Source organism: Chitinophaga parva (genome assembly GCF_003071345.1).
GTDB lineage: Bacteria > Bacteroidota > Bacteroidia > Chitinophagales > Chitinophagaceae > Chitinophaga > Chitinophaga parva.
Genome location: NZ_QCYK01000002.1, coordinates 1,370,370 through 1,389,617 on the forward strand (window position 1 = coordinate 1,370,370; position 19,248 = coordinate 1,389,617).

General features: G+C 53.9%; 17 protein-coding genes. 12 read left to right on the top strand and 5 right to left on the bottom strand.

Features of this window, described 5'->3' with window-relative positions; genetic code table 11:
* Positions 1-2 precede the first annotated feature (2 nt).
* Together DCC81_RS15910 and DCC81_RS15915 are read right to left on the bottom strand one after the other, a co-directional pair.
* Positions 3-830 carry an SAM hydrolase/SAM-dependent halogenase family protein gene (locus tag DCC81_RS15910; protein WP_108687587.1) on the bottom strand — a complete coding sequence of 276 codons (828 nt, stop codon included), beginning with the start codon at positions 828-830 and terminating at the stop codon, positions 3-5.
* 321 nt (positions 831-1,151) lie between these two features.
* On the bottom strand, positions 1,152-1,964 hold the full coding sequence (locus DCC81_RS15915) for an SDR family oxidoreductase (protein WP_108687588.1): 813 nt from the start codon (positions 1,962-1,964) through the stop codon (positions 1,152-1,154).
* A 216-nt stretch (positions 1,965-2,180) separates the two neighbouring features.
* Between DCC81_RS15915 and DCC81_RS15920 the strand changes: the two genes are divergently transcribed.
* From DCC81_RS15920 to DCC81_RS15950, 7 genes are all read left to right on the top strand, one after another.
* Positions 2,181-2,711 carry a GNAT family N-acetyltransferase gene (locus tag DCC81_RS15920; RefSeq protein ID WP_108687589.1) on the top strand — a complete coding sequence of 177 codons (531 nt, stop codon included), beginning with the start codon at positions 2,181-2,183 and terminating at the stop codon, positions 2,709-2,711.
* Between the two features lie 18 nt (positions 2,712-2,729).
* A complete protein-coding gene (locus tag DCC81_RS15925) occupies positions 2,730-3,581 on the top strand; it encodes an alpha/beta fold hydrolase (protein ID WP_108687590.1) in 852 nt (283 codons plus the stop codon).
* Positions 3,582-3,688: 107 nt separating this feature from the next.
* The gene (locus DCC81_RS15930) at positions 3,689-4,279 is read left to right on the top strand and encodes an RNA polymerase sigma-70 factor (protein WP_133177682.1); all 591 of its coding nucleotides are present in this window, start codon (positions 3,689-3,691) and stop codon (positions 4,277-4,279) included.
* A gap of 130 nt (positions 4,280-4,409) precedes the next feature.
* Positions 4,410-5,549 carry a FecR family protein gene (locus tag DCC81_RS15935; RefSeq protein ID WP_165806609.1) on the top strand — a complete coding sequence of 380 codons (1,140 nt, stop codon included), beginning with the start codon at positions 4,410-4,412 and terminating at the stop codon, positions 5,547-5,549.
* Positions 5,550-5,666: 117 nt separating this feature from the next.
* Positions 5,667-9,026 carry a TonB-dependent receptor gene (locus DCC81_RS15940; protein WP_108687593.1) on the top strand — a complete coding sequence of 1,120 codons (3,360 nt, stop codon included), beginning with the start codon at positions 5,667-5,669 and terminating at the stop codon, positions 9,024-9,026.
* Between the two features lie 11 nt (positions 9,027-9,037).
* Complete coding sequence (locus DCC81_RS15945; protein ID WP_108687594.1) at positions 9,038-10,465, top strand: RagB/SusD family nutrient uptake outer membrane protein; 1,428 nt, start codon at positions 9,038-9,040, stop codon at positions 10,463-10,465.
* 25 nt (positions 10,466-10,490) lie between these two features.
* The gene (locus DCC81_RS15950; RefSeq protein ID WP_108687595.1) at positions 10,491-11,960 is read left to right on the top strand and encodes a redoxin domain-containing protein; all 1,470 of its coding nucleotides are present in this window, start codon (positions 10,491-10,493) and stop codon (positions 11,958-11,960) included.
* Between the two features lie 99 nt (positions 11,961-12,059).
* On the opposite strand, the gene DCC81_RS15955 is transcribed toward DCC81_RS15950, so the two are convergent.
* Positions 12,060-13,292, bottom strand: a complete 1,233-nt coding sequence (locus tag DCC81_RS15955) for a glycoside hydrolase family 27 protein (protein ID WP_108687596.1) — start codon at positions 13,290-13,292, stop codon at positions 12,060-12,062.
* A 166-nt stretch (positions 13,293-13,458) separates the two neighbouring features.
* Here DCC81_RS15955 and DCC81_RS15960 point away from each other — a divergent pair, with 166 nt between their 5' ends.
* The 5 genes from DCC81_RS15960 (at position 13,459) to DCC81_RS15980 (ending at position 16,566) form a co-directional block, all read left to right on the top strand.
* On the top strand, positions 13,459-13,962 hold the full coding sequence (locus tag DCC81_RS15960) for a sigma-70 family RNA polymerase sigma factor (RefSeq protein WP_205686346.1): 504 nt from the start codon (positions 13,459-13,461) through the stop codon (positions 13,960-13,962).
* On the top strand, positions 13,943-14,569 hold the full coding sequence (locus DCC81_RS15965) for a hypothetical protein (RefSeq protein ID WP_108687597.1): 627 nt from the start codon (positions 13,943-13,945) through the stop codon (positions 14,567-14,569). Before DCC81_RS15960 ends, DCC81_RS15965 begins: the two co-directional genes overlap by 20 nt.
* 31 nt (positions 14,570-14,600) lie before the next feature.
* Positions 14,601-14,843, top strand: a complete 243-nt coding sequence (locus DCC81_RS15970; RefSeq protein ID WP_108687598.1) for a hypothetical protein — start codon at positions 14,601-14,603, stop codon at positions 14,841-14,843.
* Between the two features lie 249 nt (positions 14,844-15,092).
* Positions 15,093-15,947 carry a sugar phosphate isomerase/epimerase family protein gene (locus DCC81_RS15975; protein ID WP_108687599.1) on the top strand — a complete coding sequence of 285 codons (855 nt, stop codon included), beginning with the start codon at positions 15,093-15,095 and terminating at the stop codon, positions 15,945-15,947.
* A 148-nt stretch (positions 15,948-16,095) separates the two neighbouring features.
* Positions 16,096-16,566: an HAD domain-containing protein gene (locus tag DCC81_RS15980; protein ID WP_133177683.1), complete on the top strand. Its 471-nt coding sequence runs from the start codon at positions 16,096-16,098 to the stop codon at positions 16,564-16,566.
* A 7-nt stretch (positions 16,567-16,573) separates the two neighbouring features.
* Here the strand turns inward: DCC81_RS15980 and DCC81_RS15985 are convergent, their stop codons facing one another.
* Together DCC81_RS15985 and DCC81_RS15990 are read right to left on the bottom strand one after the other, a co-directional pair.
* On the bottom strand, positions 16,574-17,782 hold the full coding sequence (locus DCC81_RS15985; protein WP_108687601.1) for an OmpA family protein: 1,209 nt from the start codon (positions 17,780-17,782) through the stop codon (positions 16,574-16,576).
* A 158-nt stretch (positions 17,783-17,940) separates the two neighbouring features.
* A complete protein-coding gene (locus tag DCC81_RS15990; protein WP_108687602.1) occupies positions 17,941-18,981 on the bottom strand; it encodes an LLM class flavin-dependent oxidoreductase in 1,041 nt (346 codons plus the stop codon).
* Between the last annotated feature and the right edge of the window lie 267 nt (positions 18,982-19,248).

A 19,248-nucleotide genomic window follows, 5' to 3' on the forward strand; every position in this document is an offset into this window, starting at 1 on the left:
GATTATTCAAACACGATGCGCACGGTCTGGTAAAAGCTCAGTTGCGCGGAGAGGCCCGGCTGCATCAGCTGGTCGCGCTGGAAGCCCTGTAGGCCAAAGAGGCCGGCGGCATTCCCTTTATTCACTGCAATTTCCAGGTAGCCGGCTGCATTGAACAGGGCCAGTTTATGGCCTTCCGGCACATCCGCATAGGTTTCACTCATCTGCGTGATCACTTCGTCACGGCGGAAGAAAATAGAGAAGCGGCGGCCCTTGCGCCAATGGTCAAACTGGGCGCGGGTAATATTCACCACCACATTTTCAAAGCTGTCGATGTGGATGATCTGGCCCTCAATGTAATCATCGCCGGTAAGCGGTTGCAGGTTGTGACGGATCACGATCTCGCTCACCACTTCTCCCACCTCCTCCATGGAATGCCCTGCCTGTAAGGATTTCACGGCACGCATGAGGGTGTTGATGATGGTAAAGGTATTCTTGGGTTGCGCAGTGTCCAGCGGTAATTTGATCACCTTTTCCGGCGTGCCCTCTGCAATCATGGTGAGCAGGCCATTGTCTGCACAACCAATGTACTGGCCGTTATGGCGGGCCAGCAGCACATGTTCCTGCTTGCGGTCAAAGAGGTTGATGAGCACAAAGTGGAACGTACTTTCCGGGAAAAATGAAAATGCACTTTTGCAGATGTAGGTAGCCTGCGGGAGGTTAAAAGGGGAGATATGGTGTGAGATGTCCATCACCTGGCAATCGGGGCAATGCTGCCACAGGTGCCCTTTGATGGCACCTACAAGGTAATCCTGCAGTCCGATATCCGATGTTAAGGTAATGATAGACATGATGAAAATAAAAAGAGGACCGTAGTCCTGAAACGCGTGCTATACTTCAATTTTAGTGCCGCGTTGCAAAGAACGGTCATAAATTGCCGATAGCCTTGGATTTTATATTCACGTGGATAACTGTTGTTATTTAACATTTATTTCATCCACGCGGAGATCATCAAAGAACGTAATGAAGGTATTAAATATATAAGTGAAGTGCTGAAATGGTCTGGGGAAGGGCACTTGGGCCGTGTGGGAAGGAGGGCAGGCATGCGACGTGATGCACATAGCCGGGGTAAGATGCGCATGCCTGCTGTAAAGAGCGCATTGTGGAAAGCCTTATTGCAAGGGCGATCCGGGCTCTTTTTTGAAGTGGTTGAACACTAACCCGTCTGCAATGCCGGGGATCAGTTTGTTCAGCCAGACGGTGAGTTTTCCTTGTCCGGTAAGTACCAGCGTGCGTTTGCGCCTGCTCACGGCTTTGAATATCTCGGTGGCCACCGCTTCGGAGGTCATGAGTTTGCCTTCGTCCAGCGGGGTTTCACTTTGTGCGGTACCATGCTGGTTCAGGGCCGTGTTGCGGATGTTGGAAGCGGTGAAGCCAGGGCATACCCACATCACGTTCACGCCTGTACGTAGATTTTCGGTGCGCAGTGCTTCCAGGAAGCCCTGCATGGCAAACTTGGACGCGGAGTAGCCGGTGCGGCCGGGCAGCCCGCGGTAGCCTGCAATAGAGGACACACCTACCACCGTGCCTTTGCTGGCCAGCAGCGCCGGCATGGCAAATTTGGTACAGTACACCGTGCCCCAGAAATTAATATCCATCAGTGATTTCAGTACGGAAATATCTGCATCCTTAAAAAGGGCGCGCATAGAAATGCCGGCATTATTGATCAATATATCAATCCGGCCAAACTGGCTGTACACCGCGTCAATAAAGGATTTACAATCGGCTTCTATGCTCACATCGGCCACCTGGGTAAAGAGGTCCGATGCATTCAGCTCATTTTTCAGCGCTTCCAGGGCCGGTTGTTTGCGGGCGCATACGGCTACCTGGAAGCCTTCGCGGCGGTATTTTTCTGCCAGTGCCCTGCCTATGCCGGAGGTACCCCCGGTAATGACGGCCACTGGTTTACTGGATGTTGTTTGCATGTAATGGATTAGTAGTGAAATGCAACTGCCTTGCGGCGGGCTGCTATGGTGCAACAAATGTAAACAAATATTTATGGAAAAAGCCGCCGGGCCACGCGCGCTTTATCAGCCGGAGCGGGTGATGTGGAGGCGGTGGTTGTAGGCGGAAGTCGCTACCTTTGGGCCGTGGGCCGCCGTTTTTCCTGTCCACCGGCATTTCACCGTAAAACCATCGCTATGATCTTCACCGAACGTCTTATCCTCAAACCTTACGAGGTGTCTGATGCTGCCGGCTTTTACCGGCATTTGCAGCATAACCGGGACTACCTGGTGGACTACTTTGCCAGCCTGGTACAGCACCTGCATTCCGAAGAAGACGTGGCAGCCTATTTTAAAAAGAAGGCGGAGCAATGGCAGGCCCGTAAAGGATTTGCCTGTGGTGTGTTCCTCAAAGGCACGGGCATTATCGGGCACGTGTCTGTACGGGATATAGACTGGCGGGTGCCGAAGGGGGAGCTGGCTTATTTTATTTTCAAGGAATTTACCGGCTACCAGTACGGCGCGGAGGCCCTGGCTGGCTTCCGCGACTGGTGCTTTCATGAGCAGGCCTTTCACCGGTTGTATATGAAAATAGGGGTGGATAACCTGGCCAGTGTGAAGACCGCGGAGCGTTGCGGCTTCCAGTTTGAAGGCCTCCTTAAAAGTGATTACCGCAAGCGGAATGTAGAACTGGTAGACCTCCAGATCTATGGCTGTGTAAAAGTGTAACGTTTAAAATTCCATGCAATGAAGTACTTGCTGTATGTAGCCACCACGGCTTGTTTGCTCGCCTGCCACCCGCAGCATCCCGCTGTATACAGCCAGGGCGTGCTGGTGGATTATGACGAAGCTGGCCATGGCGATACCACCCTGCTCTTTGCCCCAGGCTGGTGTATCAACAAAGATTACTGGGCCAACCAGGTGTTATTTTTCAGTAAGCGTTACCGCGTAGTGGCCATTACCCTGCCGGGTTTTGGCGCCTCGGGCAAGAATGGTAAGGACTTTTCTACTACTGCTTACGGGCAGGACCTGCAGGCGGTGATCACGCAACTGCACCTGCGCAATGTAGTACTGGTGGGCCATTCCATGAGCGGCAATATCATCGTGGAGGCGGCGGCGCAAAACGACAAACACATTATTGGCCTGGTTGGGATTGATAATTTCAAGAGCGTGGGAGATAGCAGCACACCAGCCGGGGATAGTGCCAGTGCCGCATTTTATGCACAGGCCCGTGCAGATTACCGGGGCACCATGCCCCAGTTTGCCCACTATCTTTTTGCCCCGCAAACGGATACGGCTGTGAAAGAAAAAGTAATGCAGGATATCCTGGATGCAGATCCTAAAATAGCCGTGGGTGCCCTGGAAGCAGGGGACCAATACAACGGTGTGCAAAAGCTGGCAGTCCTGCATAAGCGGCTTTACCTCATTAACAGTGACTATACACCTACAGACACCGCTGCCCTGCGGCGCAAAGGCGTGGAAGTGCGCCTGCTTACCATCCATGGCACGGGGCACTACCCCATGATAGAAGCGCCTACGGCATTCAATACCCAACTGGAAGCGGTGCTGGCAGACATTGGCGCGGCCGCGCGGCACTAGTTACGGTTATCACGTGTGCCTGACGATTACCTTGGGGCGTTGATTTTTGGAGGGGGCTGGTAATTGTACCCCGCTTTAGTTACTTTAGCGCTAAGAAACGGGCAAATTTGATTAGTGATAATAATTATAGCGATCCTGAGCTGATCAGCATGTTGAAGCATGGAGATGCACAGGCGTTTGACCTGCTGTATGCCCGTCATTGGTCTTCCATGTACCAGGCTGCCTTTTACCTGCTGCGCGATGCGGATGCTGCTATGGACATCGTCCAGGACATCTTTACCTGGCTGTGGGAAAAGCGCCGCCAGCTGGACATCCAGGCTGTGCCGGCCTATCTCCGCTCTGCTGTTAAGTTCAAGGTGGCCAATTTTATCCGCTCCGGCAAAATAAGGGAGGACTTCTACACAGGCCTCTCTACCTTACCTCCGCCGTCCGCTCCCGGGCCACAGGACCTGCTGGAACTGCACGACCTGCAAGTGGTCATTCAACAAGTGATCAGCAGCCTCCCGGAAAAATGCCGGGAGATCTTCCTGCTCAGCAGGGACGGCCAGCTTTCCAACCAGCAGATCGCCGACCTGCTGCACATTTCCCTGAAAACCGTAGAAGCACAAAAAACAATTGCGCTACGCCGCATCCGCACCGCCCTGGCCCCCCACCTGCTGGCCATGCTGCTGGTACCGTTAGCAGCCGGCTGCGCCTGAGCGCCGGGCATGCGCAACATCACCTTTGGTGCCATCCATCCATGCATTTAATGTTCCCTGGAAAAAAATTTTGTCGTGCTTTAGGGGTAGGCCCTTTGGCAATTGCCTATGTAAAGGCAGCATGTATGTAATGACAAAAGAAGCGATCATAGCACTGGCAGAAAAAGTGGCGGCAGGAACAGCCACCACGGAAGAGTTGATGCAATACCATCAGGTCTTCCGGCAGTTTTATGTGCAGCCGGGGTGGGATGAAAGCCTGATGGGCCATGAAGCCGCGGTGGGCGCGGAGATCCGTCGCCGCTTGCAGCCCATGCTGGACCGCTCCCGGAAGGCGCGGGTGATGAGGATTGCCTACCGCTGGGCCGCAGCCGCGGTGGTGGCCCTTTTGATAGGGAGTGGTTACTTCTTCCTGCACACCGGCAGCCGTGCTGCAGTGGCGCCACAGGCCCAGCGTTTCAAAAATGACGTGCCGGCCCCGGTGGGCAGTCATGCAATACTTACGCTGGCCAGCGGCCGGCAGATCCTCCTGGACAGTGCCGGAAACGGCCTGCTGGCACAGGAAGGCAGCCTGGCAGTGCGCAAGAACCAGCAGGGAGCGCTGGTATATAATGGCGCCGGTAGCGCCACGGCATTCAACACGGTGCAGGTGCCCACCGGTGGCAATGCTATCCACCTGGTACTGGCAGATGGCTCCCAAGTATGGGTGGATGCGGGTTCCAGCCTTACCTACCCCACGGCGTTCAGCGCGGGGACAAGGCCGGTAACGGTGACCGGGCAGGCCTACTTTGAAGTAACGCCGGATGCCCACCAGCCTTTCCAGGTAAAGAACGGGGCAGACCGTTCCGTGGTGCAGGTACTGGGCACCCGCTTTAATATACGCGCGTTCCGGGATGAAAACCGGGTGACCGTGACCCTGGCAGATGGGGCGGTGCGCGTGACAACTGATAAAAGTTCACAGTTGCTCCAGCCCGGCCAGCAGGCCGTAAGCCAAAGCAACGGCGACATACAGCTTACCACAACTGCAGACCTGGAAGCCGTAATGGCATGGAAAGACGGCCTGTTTTATTTTAATGGAAACGACATACCCACCATTATGTCGGATTTGGAACGGTTCTACAATGTAGAGGTGGTGTACCAAACCAATGTAGATGAGCGCTTCGTGGCCAGGATACCCCGGGATGTTCCCATTTCAAGGGTGCTGGACCTGATTGAGATGACCAATCTCGTGCACTTCAAAATAGAAGGGCGCCGCATCACCGTGATCAGATAATCAATACCGTGTAGTGCTGCAAGCCGCTGGTGCACGTCTGCGCCGGCAGCAGGGATTACCGTGTCTAATATCAACCAAACGTCGTGTGTTCATTTTGTCAACTGTCAACCAAAAGCTATGTTGCTAATCAAGTCATGGAGCCAGCTCCATTTTCAACCAACCAATGCCAGGCCATCCCAGCGTCCACCCGCGCGGAAAGCAGCCCTGTGGCACGCAGCGCTGCGCAGCCTGTGTGTAGTGATCTTCACCTTTTGTACCCTGGGTGCCTATGCCCAGAAAATAAGCCTTACGGCCAATGATGCGCCGCTGGAAAAAGTATTCCGGCAAATAGAAAAGCAGGCCGGCGTAAGCTTTATCTATGGCCAGCACCAGCTGGAAAAAGCGGTGCATGTAACCATAGCCGTAAAACAGGAAGAGCTGGATGCCGTATTGAAATTGGTATTTGCCAACCAGCCCTTTACCTACTCCCGCTCCGGTAATTTCATTGCCATCCGGGCTAAAGAAGAACAGCGCACTGGTATGCAGGCCAAATATATCACGGTGCGCGGTACCGTAACAGATGCCAGCAACGGGCAGCCGTTGCCTTCCGTGTCTGTAGTGGTGCCGGGGACTCCCTTTGGCGCCATGACCAATGAAAAAGGCGAGTATGTTATTAACCAGGTACCCCGCAATGCCAACCTTTTATTTTCCTACATCTCCTATCAATCGGAGACCGTGGCGGTGCGGGAGCGCACTACTATTAACATGGCGCTGCAGGTGCTGACCAAATCATTGGATGAAGCAGTGGTGATCGGTTATGGTACCACTACCAAAAGAATGAACACCGGCTCCGTAAGCAGCATTACTGCGGAGGAGATCGGGAAGCAACCCGTGGCCAACCCGCTGGCGGCCCTGCCCGGGCGCGTGCCTGGTATGCAGATCACCCAGCAGAACGGCCTGCCCGGATCGGCTGCCGTGGTGCAGATCCGCGGGCAAGGTTCACTAAGCTATGGTAACTTACCGCTGTATGTAATAGACGGGGTGCCCTTCACCAACTTCAGTGGCGCACAACCGGTAAATGATAATCTCAATGCATGGGGCACCAGTGGCGCCAATGGCGGCATCAGCCCTTTCAGCATGATCAATCCAGATGATATTGAACGCATGGACATTCTCAAGGATGCCGATGCGACCGCGATCTACGGCGCCCGCGGCGCCAATGGCGTGATCCTCATCACCACCAAGAAAGGCAAGGCCGGCAGGACAAAGTTCAATGCCAATGTGTACACCGGCACCGGTAAAGTGGGCCACTTCATTGACATGATGAACACGGACCAGTACCTGGCCCTGCGCAAGGAAGCCTTTGCCAATGACAAAACAACGCCCAACAGTGTGAACGCACCGGAGCTCACCGTTTGGGACCAGCATGCCTATACGGACTGGCAACGCCTGCTCCTGGGCGGCACCGCGCACAGTACGGATGCAGAAGCTTCCGTATCCGGAGGGGATGCGTTTACCCACTTTCTTTTCAGCGGCGGTTACCACCGGGAAACAACAGTGTTCCCCGGCAACTTCAATGACCAGCGCCTCACAGGCCGCATTTCCGCAGACCACAGCTCTGCCAACCGCAAGCTGTATGTAGCTGTAACGGCTAATTACTCCAACGATAAAACGTTGCTGCCCACTGCAGATGTAACGTCTTATTATAACCTGCCACCCAATATGCCGCTGAAGGATTCCACCGGCAAGCTGGTTTGGGTAACTGGCTATACCAACCCACTGGCAGCGCTGAAGCGGAACTACAACGGCACCACCACTAACCTGATGACGAATGCCAACATCCGCTACACCATCATCAAAAACCTAAACCTGAAGGTGAACCTGGGCTACACGAACACGCAGCTGGACCAGGTATCGCCCATGCCGGCTTCTACCCAGAACCCGCAGAACAATCCTACTTCTTACGCGTACTTCACCACGAACAAAAGCCAGAACTACATCGTGGAACCTACCCTGGACTATTCCTATGATGTGCAAAAGCATCATTTCAATTTCCTGGCAGGAGGTACTATCCAGCGCAGCCTGTCCAATGGCAACTACCTCACGGCCAGCAATTATAGCAGTGAGGCGCTGATGAGCTCACTGATCGGTGCAGGCCTGGTCACGGTGAACTACAATAACTATTTTGATTATAAATATGCATCCCTCTTTGGCCGTGTAAATTATAATTACGATGGTAAGTACCTGGTGAATGCCACCTTCCGCCGCGACGCTTCATCCCGCTTTGGACCGGATAACCAGTTTGCCAATTTTGCCGCGCTGGGTGCTGCCTGGATCTTTTCACAGGAGCACTTTATTGCAGATAACCTGAAGTGGCTGAGCCTGGGTAAGATCCGCGCCAGCTATGGCTCTACGGGTAACGACCAGATCACGAATTACATTTATATACCCCTGCTTTCTTCCGCAGGTACCTACCAGGGGCAAACGGCTTTATCCCGTGCCACCCTACCCAATGAAGGCGTGAAATGGGAAACCACCCGTAAGCTGGAATTTGGGCTGGAACTGGGTTTCCTGCGTAACCGGATCAACTTTACCGGCGATTATTACCGCAACCGTTCCAGTGACCAGTTGCTCGCTGCGGCCCTGGCCACCCAATCCGGCTACAACAGCTATACCGTGAACCTGCCTGCAGTAGTACAAAACACCGGCGTGGAACTGGAACTCACCACGCTGAACACGAAGACGGCATCATTTGGCTGGACCACTACCTTCAATATTACCTTCCCGAAAAATAAACTCATCAGCTTCCCGGGACTGGCTAATTCATTCTATGCCACTTCTTACATCGTGGGCCAGCCCATTGACCTGCAGCGTAAATATGTGTACCTGGGGTACGACAAGACCACCGGTGCGCCGCAATTCCAGGACCTGAACCATGATGGTGCCATTGATTATAATAACGACCGCGCTGTCATCCCTCCCGGCACGCCTTACTTTGGCGGCATGGGCAATACCTTCTCCTACCGCCACTGGGACCTGAGCATTTTCTTCCAGTACAATCACCGCAAAGGCAGCACCAATAACGTGAGCTCACCCATTGGCAGCAGCCGTGCTAACCAGAACGTGTCCGTGCTGGACCGCTGGCGTGCAGCGGGCGATGATGCTGCTTTTCCCGTTGCTACCACCACAGCCGGTACGCCCACGTACCTGGCTTACACGCCTTACAGCAACTCCACCGCTTTGTGGGGCGATGCCAGCTACCTGAAACTGCGCTCTGCCAGCCTTTCTTACAGCCTTCCTACCAAATGGCTTACGAAGATCAGGGGCAGCAACTTCCGCGTGTATGCAGAAGGGCAGAACCTCTTTACCTGGATGAAGAACAAGTACATCTTTGATCCTGAAACCAGCGTGCCGGGCGGCCCTCCGGGCCTTGGTACGGGCAACATTGCCATGCCGCCGCTGCGCACCATCGTGTTTGGTATCAATTGTTCATTCTAAACCTGAAAGTCATGTTACGTTTTACACTGCATAAAAAATTCATACCCGCCCTGCTGCTCACCGCGGTGACCCTGGGCGCCTGTAAAAAGCTGGTGGAGATAGGCCCGCCGGTAAATCAGGTGGGGCTGGACCAGGCCTTTGCCAGCGATGCTACTGCTACCAGCGCCGTGCTGGGTGTGTATAACAGTGTGGGCACCCGCTCTCTTATTTTACCTATGAGCCAGTTGCCGGGATTGTCTGCCAATGAAATGATGAACTCCGTCTCATCTGCCGCTTATGATGAATTCAGCACTAATTCCCTCACCATTACCAATAGCCTTGTTACCAACACCATCTGGGCATATGGTTACAGTGCACTGGGGCAGGCCAATGCCATGCTGGCGGGCATTACGCGCAGCAATGCCCTTTCCGCGGGCGTAAAAAGCCAACTGCTGGGTGAAGTAAAGACCTGGCGTGCTTTCCTGCTGTTTGAACTGGTGAATTGCTTTGGAGATATTCCCATGCCGCTTACAGACGATCCTATTGCCAATGCCACGCTGCCCCGCACACCGGCTGCAGATGTGTGGAAGCAGATCATACAGGATCTTTCGGATGCGCAAGGACTGCTTACCGATGCATATCCTACTCCGCTGCGGGCGCGGGTAAACCGGCAAACAGCCAATGCATTGCTGGCCCGCGCTTACCTGTACACGAAGGATTATGCCAATGCAGAAACCACGGCCAGCCTGGTGATGAGCTCCGGACTATATACGTTGAATAAAGACCTGAACAGTGTATTTACCAACAGCAGCAACGAGATCATCTGGCAACTGTACACCGTGAATGGTCTTTCTATTTACATGACCAACCAGGATTCACAAGGCGGCAGCTATTCCGCTGCAGCCGGCGCAGTGCCGGCCATGGTGCTTACAGACACGCTGTACAACAGCCTGGAAGACGGGGACCTGCGTAAGGCCAACTGGATAACGCCTACGGTACTGGGTGGCACCAGCTGGAAATTCATCACCAAGTACAAACAACGCGCATTGGCCGCCGGGGCTTCCATTGGTACGGAATATAACGTGGTGCTGCGCCTTGCGGAGCAGTACCTCATCCGCGCGGAAGCACGGGCGCAGCGGGATAACCTTACCGGCGCCATTGCCGATGTGGACAGCATCCGCAGCCGTGCAGGCCTGCCCATGCTTGACAACGGCCTTGGCAAACAGGCATTGCTGCTGGCCATCGAAAAGGAGCGGAAGGCAGAGCTCTTTGCAGAGTGGGGCCACCGCTGGTTTGACCTGAAGCGCACCGCCAGCATTATCACTGCCGGTAAAACACGCGCAGACGATGTGATAGGCGGCATGCGCCCGGCCACATGGTCTTCTACAGACATCCTGTATCCCATCCCGGATGCGCAACGCACGGCCAATCCCGCGCTGACGCAGAACCCGGGTTATTGATCCATCACCCATAACCACCATTTACATGAAGAAACGTTTTTACCTGCTGGTATGCAGTGGCCTGCTGGCTGTAGCTGCACCAGCGTTAGCACAACAGGGTCCCCAGCCGGACCCCGTGACCGCCGGCTATAACAAGCTGCTGGCCGGCGACAGCGCCGCCCACCTGGAACTGGAAGGCAAGCTGTATGCCCTGCTGCAAAGCAAGGCAGAAAAGGACTGGCTTACCGCTGCCAATTATTTTTACCGGCTTAAAAAAGCCAAAACGGTAGACTCCATACAAGCCGCTGTGGCAAAGCGTTTCCCGGAAGGTGTCTATGTGCGCAATACTGCCGTGCAGCAGGTGTATGATGAAAAAGACCCGGTGAAGAAAGAAGCGCTGAAAGATGCGTGGATGGCCAGGTTTCCGCCAGCCCGGTATGATAATAATGACCACATTGTGTACGACTATGCCCGCAACGCGGTGGGCATGGCCTACCTGGATGCTGGCAACGTTGCCAAGGGCATTGCTTATGCAGACAGTATTGCATCGCCTTTCTGGAAAGGGCAGGGCTGGGTAGGCACCGCAGAGCGGCTTATGAAGCTGGGCAACTACGCAGCCGCCAAACCGCTGCTGAAGAAAGCTATTGAAGATGCATGGTCTTTCCGTACTACACGCAAAGCCGAGATGGGCGCAAGCTTTGCCGCCATTGGCTATCCCGGCTACCTGGCAGATTATGTGAACTGCCTGTACCACGATAAGGAATATGACTCTGCGCTGGTGTACATACAGCGTGCATTAGAAGCAGAAAACCCGCCCCGCCCGCAGGTGCAGGAAATGTATGCCCGCGTGCTGATGGAAAAAGGTGACTACCCGAAAGCAATGGGTTTCCTCAGTGACATCGCCGCAAAGGGGAAACTGGACTCCCTGAGCAAAGCAGAACTGGCCACGGTGTACGCCAAAGTAAGGGGTGGTAGCGGTTTTGACGCCTACCTGGATTCACTGAAAGCCGGTCTCAATGACCGCGTGCGCGAAGAAATGGCCAAGACCATTATCAACGAAGCGGCGCCCGGCTTTACGCTGAAAGACCTGAATGGTAAGACCGTAACACTGGCCAGCCTGAAAGGAAAGACCGTGGTGCTGGACTTCTGGGCCACCTGGTGCGGCCCTTGCAAAGCCTCTTTCCCGGCCATGCAGAAGGCGCAGGAGAAATATAAAAATGACCCCAACGTGAAGTTCCTTTTTGTGCACACCTGGGAAAAAAGTGCAAAAGCCACCGCGGAAGCCCGCAAGTTTATCACGGATCATCATTATCCCTTCCAGGTGCTGATGGACCTGAAAGATGCTGATACCGGGGAAAACAAGGTAGTGAGCAGTTACAAGGTGAATGGCATTCCCACAAAATTCATCATTGATAAGAACGGCAATATCCGCTTCCGCTTCACTGGCTTCTCTGGTGGGGAAGATGCCGCGGTAGCAGAAGTATCGGCGATGATCAGCCTTGCACAAAGCAACTGATGATACATTCCCGGGCAGGCGCCAGTAAGCCTGCCGGGAAAAGTAAAAGCCCCGCGTTGCGTATGCAGCGCGGGGCTTTTTATATGGTTGATAAAGGAGTTAGTTTTCCATTTTCTCCGCCTGGAAAATATTGAAGCTTACCGCGGTGCCTTTTACTTTCAGCGCTACCACGCCATGCGCGGGTACCTGGAAAGCAGCTGTGGCGGCGGTGCTGCGGGCCTGGTCCTTGTGCTGCCACAGGTCGCGGAGTACGTAGCCGGAAGCGGCCTGGATGCCAATGCTGTCCAGGTTCAGGGTAATGCTGGCCGGTGCATTGGCACGGTTCAGCAGGGCCACGCCTACCTGCCCGCTGGTGGTGCTGCCCAGGGGTTTGGCCCATACTTCCTGGTCACCGCTTTTTTGCAGGCGGCGTGCCTGGTAGCAAAGCGGGTCCTGGTTCAGGGCTATCACTTCCGTGTTGGTCACCAGGTCCATGGTTTCCTTGCTCATGGTACGCAGGTCGTTGCCCAGCAGCAGGGGAGAGTTCATGACGCACCACATGGTAAAGTGGGTGCGGTCTTCGTCCTGGCTCATGCCACGCCCTACCTGCAGCATGTCCATGTCGTTGAAATGCCCGGGAGTGCAGTATCTCCAGAGATCTGCATTCAGGTCTATGATGTGGAGGATGGAGTTGAAGTGGTTGCTGATATCGCCGGAAATACGCCAGGAGTCTGCTACCAGGGGCGCCCACTTGCCGGGGAACTGCCAGCGGCAGATGTTGTAGAACGCGCTGGGTTTTATGGCGCGGATGTACTGGCTCAGTTGTGTGTAGCGCAGTTGCTCATCCAGGCCCAGGCGGGTGCCGCCACACCAGTCTATTTTAATGAAGTCGTAGTTCCAGGTTTGCAGCATGAGCGTAAGGTCTTCCTGCTCATGCCCATACAGGCCGGAGCCGGTTTCTATACTGTCCTTGTCGCCATACACGGCGCAGAGATTAATGCCGGCATCAGAGTAGATGCCCGCTTTGAGGCCTTTGCTGTGGATGTAAGTGGCCAGGGCTTTCATGCCTGCGGGGAAGCGTTTGGTGTTGGTCAGCAGGTGGCCTTTAGCATCGCGGCCGGCCAGGAAACCATCGTCTGTGTTGACGTACTGGTAGCCGGCGGCTTTGAGTTTGGAGTTGGCCATCACATCGGCCTGGCCGCGGATCACCTGTTCACTGATGTTTACATGAAATTCGTTCCAGCTGGACCATCCCATCATGGGCGTGGTGGAACGTGGCGTTGACTGGGCATGGAGCAGGCCTGCATGGAGGCATAAGCTGGCAAAGAAGCAGCACAATAGTTTCCTGTTCATTTAACGTGTTTTTGTGGAACCGGCAAACAAGATAATATAAAATGCCCGCCCGTTACCCCGTGTTGCGTAGTTTGCGGAAACCAGCACCAAAAATTAAATTTAGGGAACCCGCTAAGGTTTTACCCTGCCGTGCGACTAATTATATGGATCGATAAATAGCCCGTAATTGAAAGAGCAGTTTATTTCATTGATAACCACTAACCAGGGCCTGTTGCTGAAGGTGTGCAATATGTACTGCAGCAACCCGGAAGATAAGGAAGACCTTTTCCAGGACATCGTGCTGCAGCTCTGGCGTGCCTATGGCTCGTTCAATGGCGGATCCCGGATGTCTACGTGGATCTACCGGGTGGCGCTCAATACGGCCATTACCCGCCTCCGGAAGACCTCCAAACGGGAAAGGTACGAAGGCCTGGATGAGCAGGTATTGGAAATAGCTGCCACCGATAATAAAGAGGAGAACGAACAGGTGCTGCAAATGTATGCGGCCATCAAAAAGCTATCCGCGGTAGACCGCGCTATCACTATCTTATACATGGATGGCCACAGCTACCGGGAGATCGCAGGCGTGATGGGCCTTTCGGAATCCAACGTGGGCTTCCTGCTGAATAAGATCCGCACCAAATTAAAAACAATCGTAAACAACGGGCAATATGGAACTGGACGACTTTAAGGCGCACTGGGATGCGCTACAGGAAAAAGAATCCGGGTGTTACAATATTCCACCGGAAAAATTAAACCAGATCATCATGCATACAGCAAATACCATTGGCGAGCTGCACGCCAGAAGTAGCTATTGGAGCAGGTTTGGCAGGTCTTCCATGAAGGCGCTGCTGGCGGCACTGGGGGGTGTAGGAACGATCATTATCATTGAAGGCGCTTACCGGCATGAGCTGGATAATGTGTTGGTAGCGGTAGGGTGGTTGCTGATCATTTTATTGTATTGTGTGGTTACCATATGGATGTATAAAAAGCAGGAGCAACTGTTCACCAGCTATAATAGTGAGAATGTGAAGCTGACGCTGGAATGTACCATTACCGGGTTTAAGCGCTTCTACCGGACGCTCCTCATTACCTACGCAGCGTTATACCCGGCCTATTTTTTTGCAGTGATCGAGTTGTTCATGCCTTACTGGCACTTGTCCTGGAGCACGGTTTTGATCATCTCCCTTATTGCAGGTGCGGTGTCTGTACTGGGCACTCACCTGTACTACCGGGCGAAATACTTTCAGCAACTGCAATCATTGGAAGACGACCTCCGGGCGCTGGAATTTTCTTAATTTGCCCTTACTTTGCAACTCATTTTTGAATATGGCAGATACTTTAGAAGCACATTACCAGTTTAGAACTTACTTCTTCCAGCTTTTGAATAAAAGCAAAACAGAATTTTCCATCACGATGTACAACACGCATTACACTTTCATCCTGGCGCCCAATGCGGAAAACCCAGGGGAAGAAACGCCCTGGAAAAATCATACGTCTAATAAAATGGACATGGTGCCCGGGCTGATAGCCGCTGTGGTGGAGGTGGTATACGGCACCGCCCAGCAGTAATTCCCGCTACACCGAATGAGATCCTTACGGATAGGTTATTGCAGGCTTCCACCCCGGGGGCCTGCAATTTTTTTAAGCAGCGGCTTATTGCCAATGACCGGCGCCCCCTACCTGTTTGCCCGCCCGGACGAAAACGTTTTCGTGACTGGCGGGCTTTTTTCCGGAAAAAATGAAAAAAAATGCACATCTTGGGCATGTTGAACCTGTGCGGTACGGCCGCGCATCCACGGAAACTTTAACACACCCGTTATGTCCACGAGAAGAAATTTCCTGTTACAGAGTGCATTGGGCCTTGCTGCCACCAGTTTATCTCCGCTTGCCACGCTGGCGCATACACGCCGCAATGAGGCCACTGCCGCCCCCGCGGGCAAACTGCCGGTGGGTATTGCCGGTTACACCTTTGCCAGGGTAGACCTGGACCATGGCCTGGCCATGATGAAGCGGGTAGGCATCAATTACCTGTCCATCAAAGACATACACCTGCCGCTGAACAGTACGCCGGAGCAGATCAAAACGGCACTGGATAAATGTGTTGCCGCCGGTGTAAACGTATATGCGGTAGGCGTTATTTATATGAAGACAAAAGAGGCGGTAGACCAGGCTTTTGAATATGCTAAAAGGGTAGGCGTACCGCTGATCGTAGGTGTGCCCAACCCCGAGCTGATCGATTACACAGAAGAGAAAGTAAAACAATACAACATCCGCATCGCCATTCACAATCACGGCCCGGAAGATAAGCTGTATCCCGCGCCGAAGATCGTGTATGACCTCATCAAGAACCGCGACAGCCGCATGGGCCTGTGCATGGACATTGGCCACGCTACCCGCGCCGGTGAAAATCCTGCTACGGCCGCGCTGACCTACAAAGACCGCATTTTTGACCTGCACATCAAGGACGTAACGGCCGCCGTAAAAGATGGTAAGGCCATTGAAATAGGCCGTGGTGTGATCGATTTCCCGGCGCTGATCAAGGCGCTGAATAAGATCCGCTACCAGGGTGTTTGCAGCATAGAATTTGAGAAAGACATGGACGATCCCCTGCCCGGCATCGCCGAATCTGCGGGCTATTTCCGCGGGGTGATCAACACCGAGGCGCATGCTTAGAAAGTAATGCTATTTTGTGTAAGTAGCCCCCGGCATTCTTGTATGTTGGGGGCATTTTTATGTATATTTCATATACACAACAACTAAACTGCACGCAAGGGATTACCTTGTTGCCGGCTGTGGCCTATTTACTACCAGTGCACTAACAATGGAACAAGTCATTTTATTGGATATAGACGGTGTGATGATCACTGCCGTAAGTTGGAGACCCGTATCATTGCAGGGAGACGAGTTCTATGCTTTCAGCCCGGTGGCCCAGCAGTGGCTGGACTGGCTGATGACACAATGCAACGCGCATATTATTCTTACGAGTAACCACCGGAGCCGCTACAGCAATGAGGCCTGGCTGCAATTGTTCCGCGGGCGCTGCCCACATGTGAAGAGCGTACAGGTGATGGACGATTACCTGCCGCCAAAGAAAGGGATGACCCGCCTGCAGGAACTGAATGAATGGGTGCGCCTGCATGGCGACCGCCACCGGTATGTGATCATCGACGACGACAGTTCCCTGCTGTCGCTCACGGAAAAGGCACGGCCGCGCTGGGTGCGCACCATGCCCATCATGGGCCTGGACCAGGTAGCGGCAGAGAAAGCACTGGCGGTGTTGCAGGCCCATTGAACGTTACCTATTTTTCTCTTACGCTCACCGCGATCCGCCGGTCTTTGATGCGGTCGCTTTCTGGCGCATCCGCGGCGTATTTTGCATATTGTGATCCATAGCCTTCCGCACCGGTCACCTGGCTGCCTACGCCGCCGTCTTTCAGTGCCTTAGACACCGCGGTAGCACGGGCCTGGGAGATCTTTTTGTTTACCACTTCGTCACCTACTTTGTCTGTATAACCACCTATTTTGATCTTCACTTTGGGATAAGCCTTTAAGATCTGTACGATGTTTTCCAGCTCCGTCCTGCTTTCCGGGAGGATCTCCGCGGTGCCAAATTTGAAGTTGAGGGTATTGAAGTCAAACCATTTGTCCTTGCCCGGCTGTGCATTCGGGTCCCTGATGAAGGAGATCAGCTCGTCTTCTATGCCGCCCTTGTAGGCATTGATGGTAATGCCATTAGGAAGGGTAAGTTGTAAAGGTTCTTTTCGTAGCGCCGTTACCGTGTCTGGGCGGATGGTTTGGTCTGCGCTGACAATAGTGTCTGTTGTGGCCTTTGCCGCAGGGCTATGATTGCAGCTGCGCAGTATATACCACAGGCCTATGATGATGAGCAGGCCGAGGATAAGGGGGCCGGCCCAGTTGGTCCTTTTGGGGGTGGGCACCGCCGGGTTGGGAAGGTTGTACACGCCGTCACCGGCAGCGGGGATGCCCAGCAGTTTAGTGACATCTATGCCCGCCGGCACAGCGGCCAGGATATCTTTTCGCTGCCTGCCCAGCAATGCGGCAACGGCACTTGCGTTAAGGTCATTGTCGTTGGCGTACTTGTCCAGCACCGCCAGCGCCAGTGGCAGGATGGTGCCAAGCAGGCCCGAGGCGGTGCTGCCCTTGAGGCCTGCATAGGTAGCCACCGCATTGGCCACTGCACCGGTTTTACTGCCAAATACATCATTGAGCAGGCCGGGAGAACTGGCCGGGATGCCACCGCCCGCCTGTGTAAAGGTGCCCGTAACGTTCTGGAGGATGCCGCTGTTAAAAGCCTTATTGGAAAAATCGAGCAGGGAAGCCACGTGCCCGGTGTCTGTTTGTTGCAGGATGCCGGCCAGGGATAAGGGGATCACGGCGTCTACGCCTTTTTGCACAGCAGCAGGTTGCTCTCCATAATAATGAGCCGCCTGGGCTATTACATCGGCAGGGAGATAGCGCTCTATGACGCTGGTGAAAGTAAATGCCATAAAGGGAAGTTTAAATGAGGTATCTCTATAACAAACGAGTATGCCACTTGGTTGGATTGCATTAAAAAATGGACAGGTCCATGTCCGGGCGCAAGCAAGGTATAGCGCTGCAAAAGGCCCCGTGTTTTAGTAAGGTACCTGCTGCAGGCAGACCAGGATCAGGCTTTAACGGTACCGGTTTCCCTGCGGATCACCGGCGCCACCTTAGTACCAAAAAGCTCTATCGTTTGCAATATGTTCTTGTGTGGCACATGCCCCGTTACCAACTGGGCCAGGAAGCGGGTGTTCTGGAAGATCTCGTACTGGGCCATGATCTTGTCGATGGTTTCCTGCACGCTACCTACCACGAGGGGACCATTGGTGCGCAGGTATTCAAACTGCGGGTAGGTCATGGCAGACCATCCGCGGCTCTTGCCCACGCGGTTCATCAGGGCCTCGTACGAGGGATAGAAATTATCTGCCGCTGTTTTTGAATCGGCTGCTACAAAGAACTGGGAACTGATGCCCAGTTGCAGCTGGCTCACATCGTGCCCTGCTTTTTGTGCCGCTTCCCGGTATAGGTCTACAAAGGGAATGAACTGGCGGGGAGGGCTGCCCAGGATGGCGATCATCATGGGCAGGTTCAGGCGGCCGGCGCGCACGGCAGACGCCTGGGTGCCACCTACGCCTATCCAGATGGGGATCTTTTGCTGTAACGGCCTCGGATATACGCCGCGACCGGGAATGGCGGCGCGGTGATGGCCGTTCCAGGTTACGACCTCGTTATTATTGATGTTGAGCAGCAGGTCCAGTTTTTCGGTAAAGAGATCATCATAATCCTCCAGCCGGAAACCAAAGAGGGGATAGGATTCTATGAAAGATCCCCGGCCTGCTATCATTTCCGCCCTGCCACCGGACACGAGGTCCACCGTGGCAAAGTTTTGAAAAGTGCGCACGGGGTCTGCAGAACTAAGCACCGTTACTGAGCTGGAAAGCCGGATCTGCTTTGTAATGGCAGCGGCGGCAGACATCAGGATCTCCGGTGATGAGATCACAAAGTCCGGGCGGTGATGCTCGCCAAAGGCATAAACATCCAGCCCCACTTCATCGGCCAGTTTTACTTCTTCCAGTAATTCCTGTACACGCCGGTGCGCATGTACGGCGTGGCCGGAACCATTGTCCCGCTGTACTTCTCCAAATGTACTGATGCCTAATTCCATATCTGTAGTATATAATTTTCAAATGACCATGGCGGATACAAGCCGTTCATTTACGGCAATAAAAGTAAAGGATTTTCGCTTTGCAAGATGGCTGGCTAAGAATGTGACAGTGGCGCGACTTTCCCCCGCGCAGGCGCAGGCAGCTTCTTTAGCGGATCACTTGTAGCGATCCGGTATTTTATTGTACTTTTCATTCCGGGATCGCGCGGCACACAGGCAGACACAATATCTTTAGCACACACACCACGTATTGAAACTTCCACTCCC

What these genes read in the sequence shown, in the direction of transcription:
- DCC81_RS15910 (WP_108687587.1), bottom strand. Translation starts at nt 830, where the DNA reads ATGTCTATCATTACCTTAACATCGGATATCGGACTGCAGGATTACCTT.
- DCC81_RS15915 (WP_108687588.1), bottom strand. Translation starts at nt 1,964, where the DNA reads ATGCAAACAACATCCAGTAAACCAGTGGCCGTCATTACCGGGGGTACC.
- DCC81_RS15920 (WP_108687589.1), top strand. Translation starts at nt 2,181, where the DNA reads ATGATCTTCACCGAACGTCTTATCCTCAAACCTTACGAGGTGTCTGAT.
- DCC81_RS15925 (WP_108687590.1), top strand. Translation starts at nt 2,730, where the DNA reads ATGAAGTACTTGCTGTATGTAGCCACCACGGCTTGTTTGCTCGCCTGC.
- DCC81_RS15935 (WP_165806609.1), top strand. Translation starts at nt 4,410, where the DNA reads ATGACAAAAGAAGCGATCATAGCACTGGCAGAAAAAGTGGCGGCAGGA.
- DCC81_RS15940 (WP_108687593.1), top strand. Translation starts at nt 5,667, where the DNA reads ATGTTGCTAATCAAGTCATGGAGCCAGCTCCATTTTCAACCAACCAAT.
- DCC81_RS15945 (WP_108687594.1), top strand. Translation starts at nt 9,038, where the DNA reads ATGTTACGTTTTACACTGCATAAAAAATTCATACCCGCCCTGCTGCTC.
- DCC81_RS15950 (WP_108687595.1), top strand. Translation starts at nt 10,491, where the DNA reads ATGAAGAAACGTTTTTACCTGCTGGTATGCAGTGGCCTGCTGGCTGTA.
- DCC81_RS15955 (WP_108687596.1), bottom strand. Translation starts at nt 13,292, where the DNA reads ATGAACAGGAAACTATTGTGCTGCTTCTTTGCCAGCTTATGCCTCCAT.
- DCC81_RS15965 (WP_108687597.1), top strand. Translation starts at nt 13,943, where the DNA reads ATGGAACTGGACGACTTTAAGGCGCACTGGGATGCGCTACAGGAAAAA.
- DCC81_RS15970 (WP_108687598.1), top strand. Translation starts at nt 14,601, where the DNA reads ATGGCAGATACTTTAGAAGCACATTACCAGTTTAGAACTTACTTCTTC.
- DCC81_RS15975 (WP_108687599.1), top strand. Translation starts at nt 15,093, where the DNA reads ATGTCCACGAGAAGAAATTTCCTGTTACAGAGTGCATTGGGCCTTGCT.
- DCC81_RS15980 (WP_133177683.1), top strand. Translation starts at nt 16,096, where the DNA reads ATGGAACAAGTCATTTTATTGGATATAGACGGTGTGATGATCACTGCC.
- DCC81_RS15985 (WP_108687601.1), bottom strand. Translation starts at nt 17,782, where the DNA reads ATGGCATTTACTTTCACCAGCGTCATAGAGCGCTATCTCCCTGCCGAT.
- DCC81_RS15990 (WP_108687602.1), bottom strand. Translation starts at nt 18,981, where the DNA reads ATGGAATTAGGCATCAGTACATTTGGAGAAGTACAGCGGGACAATGGT.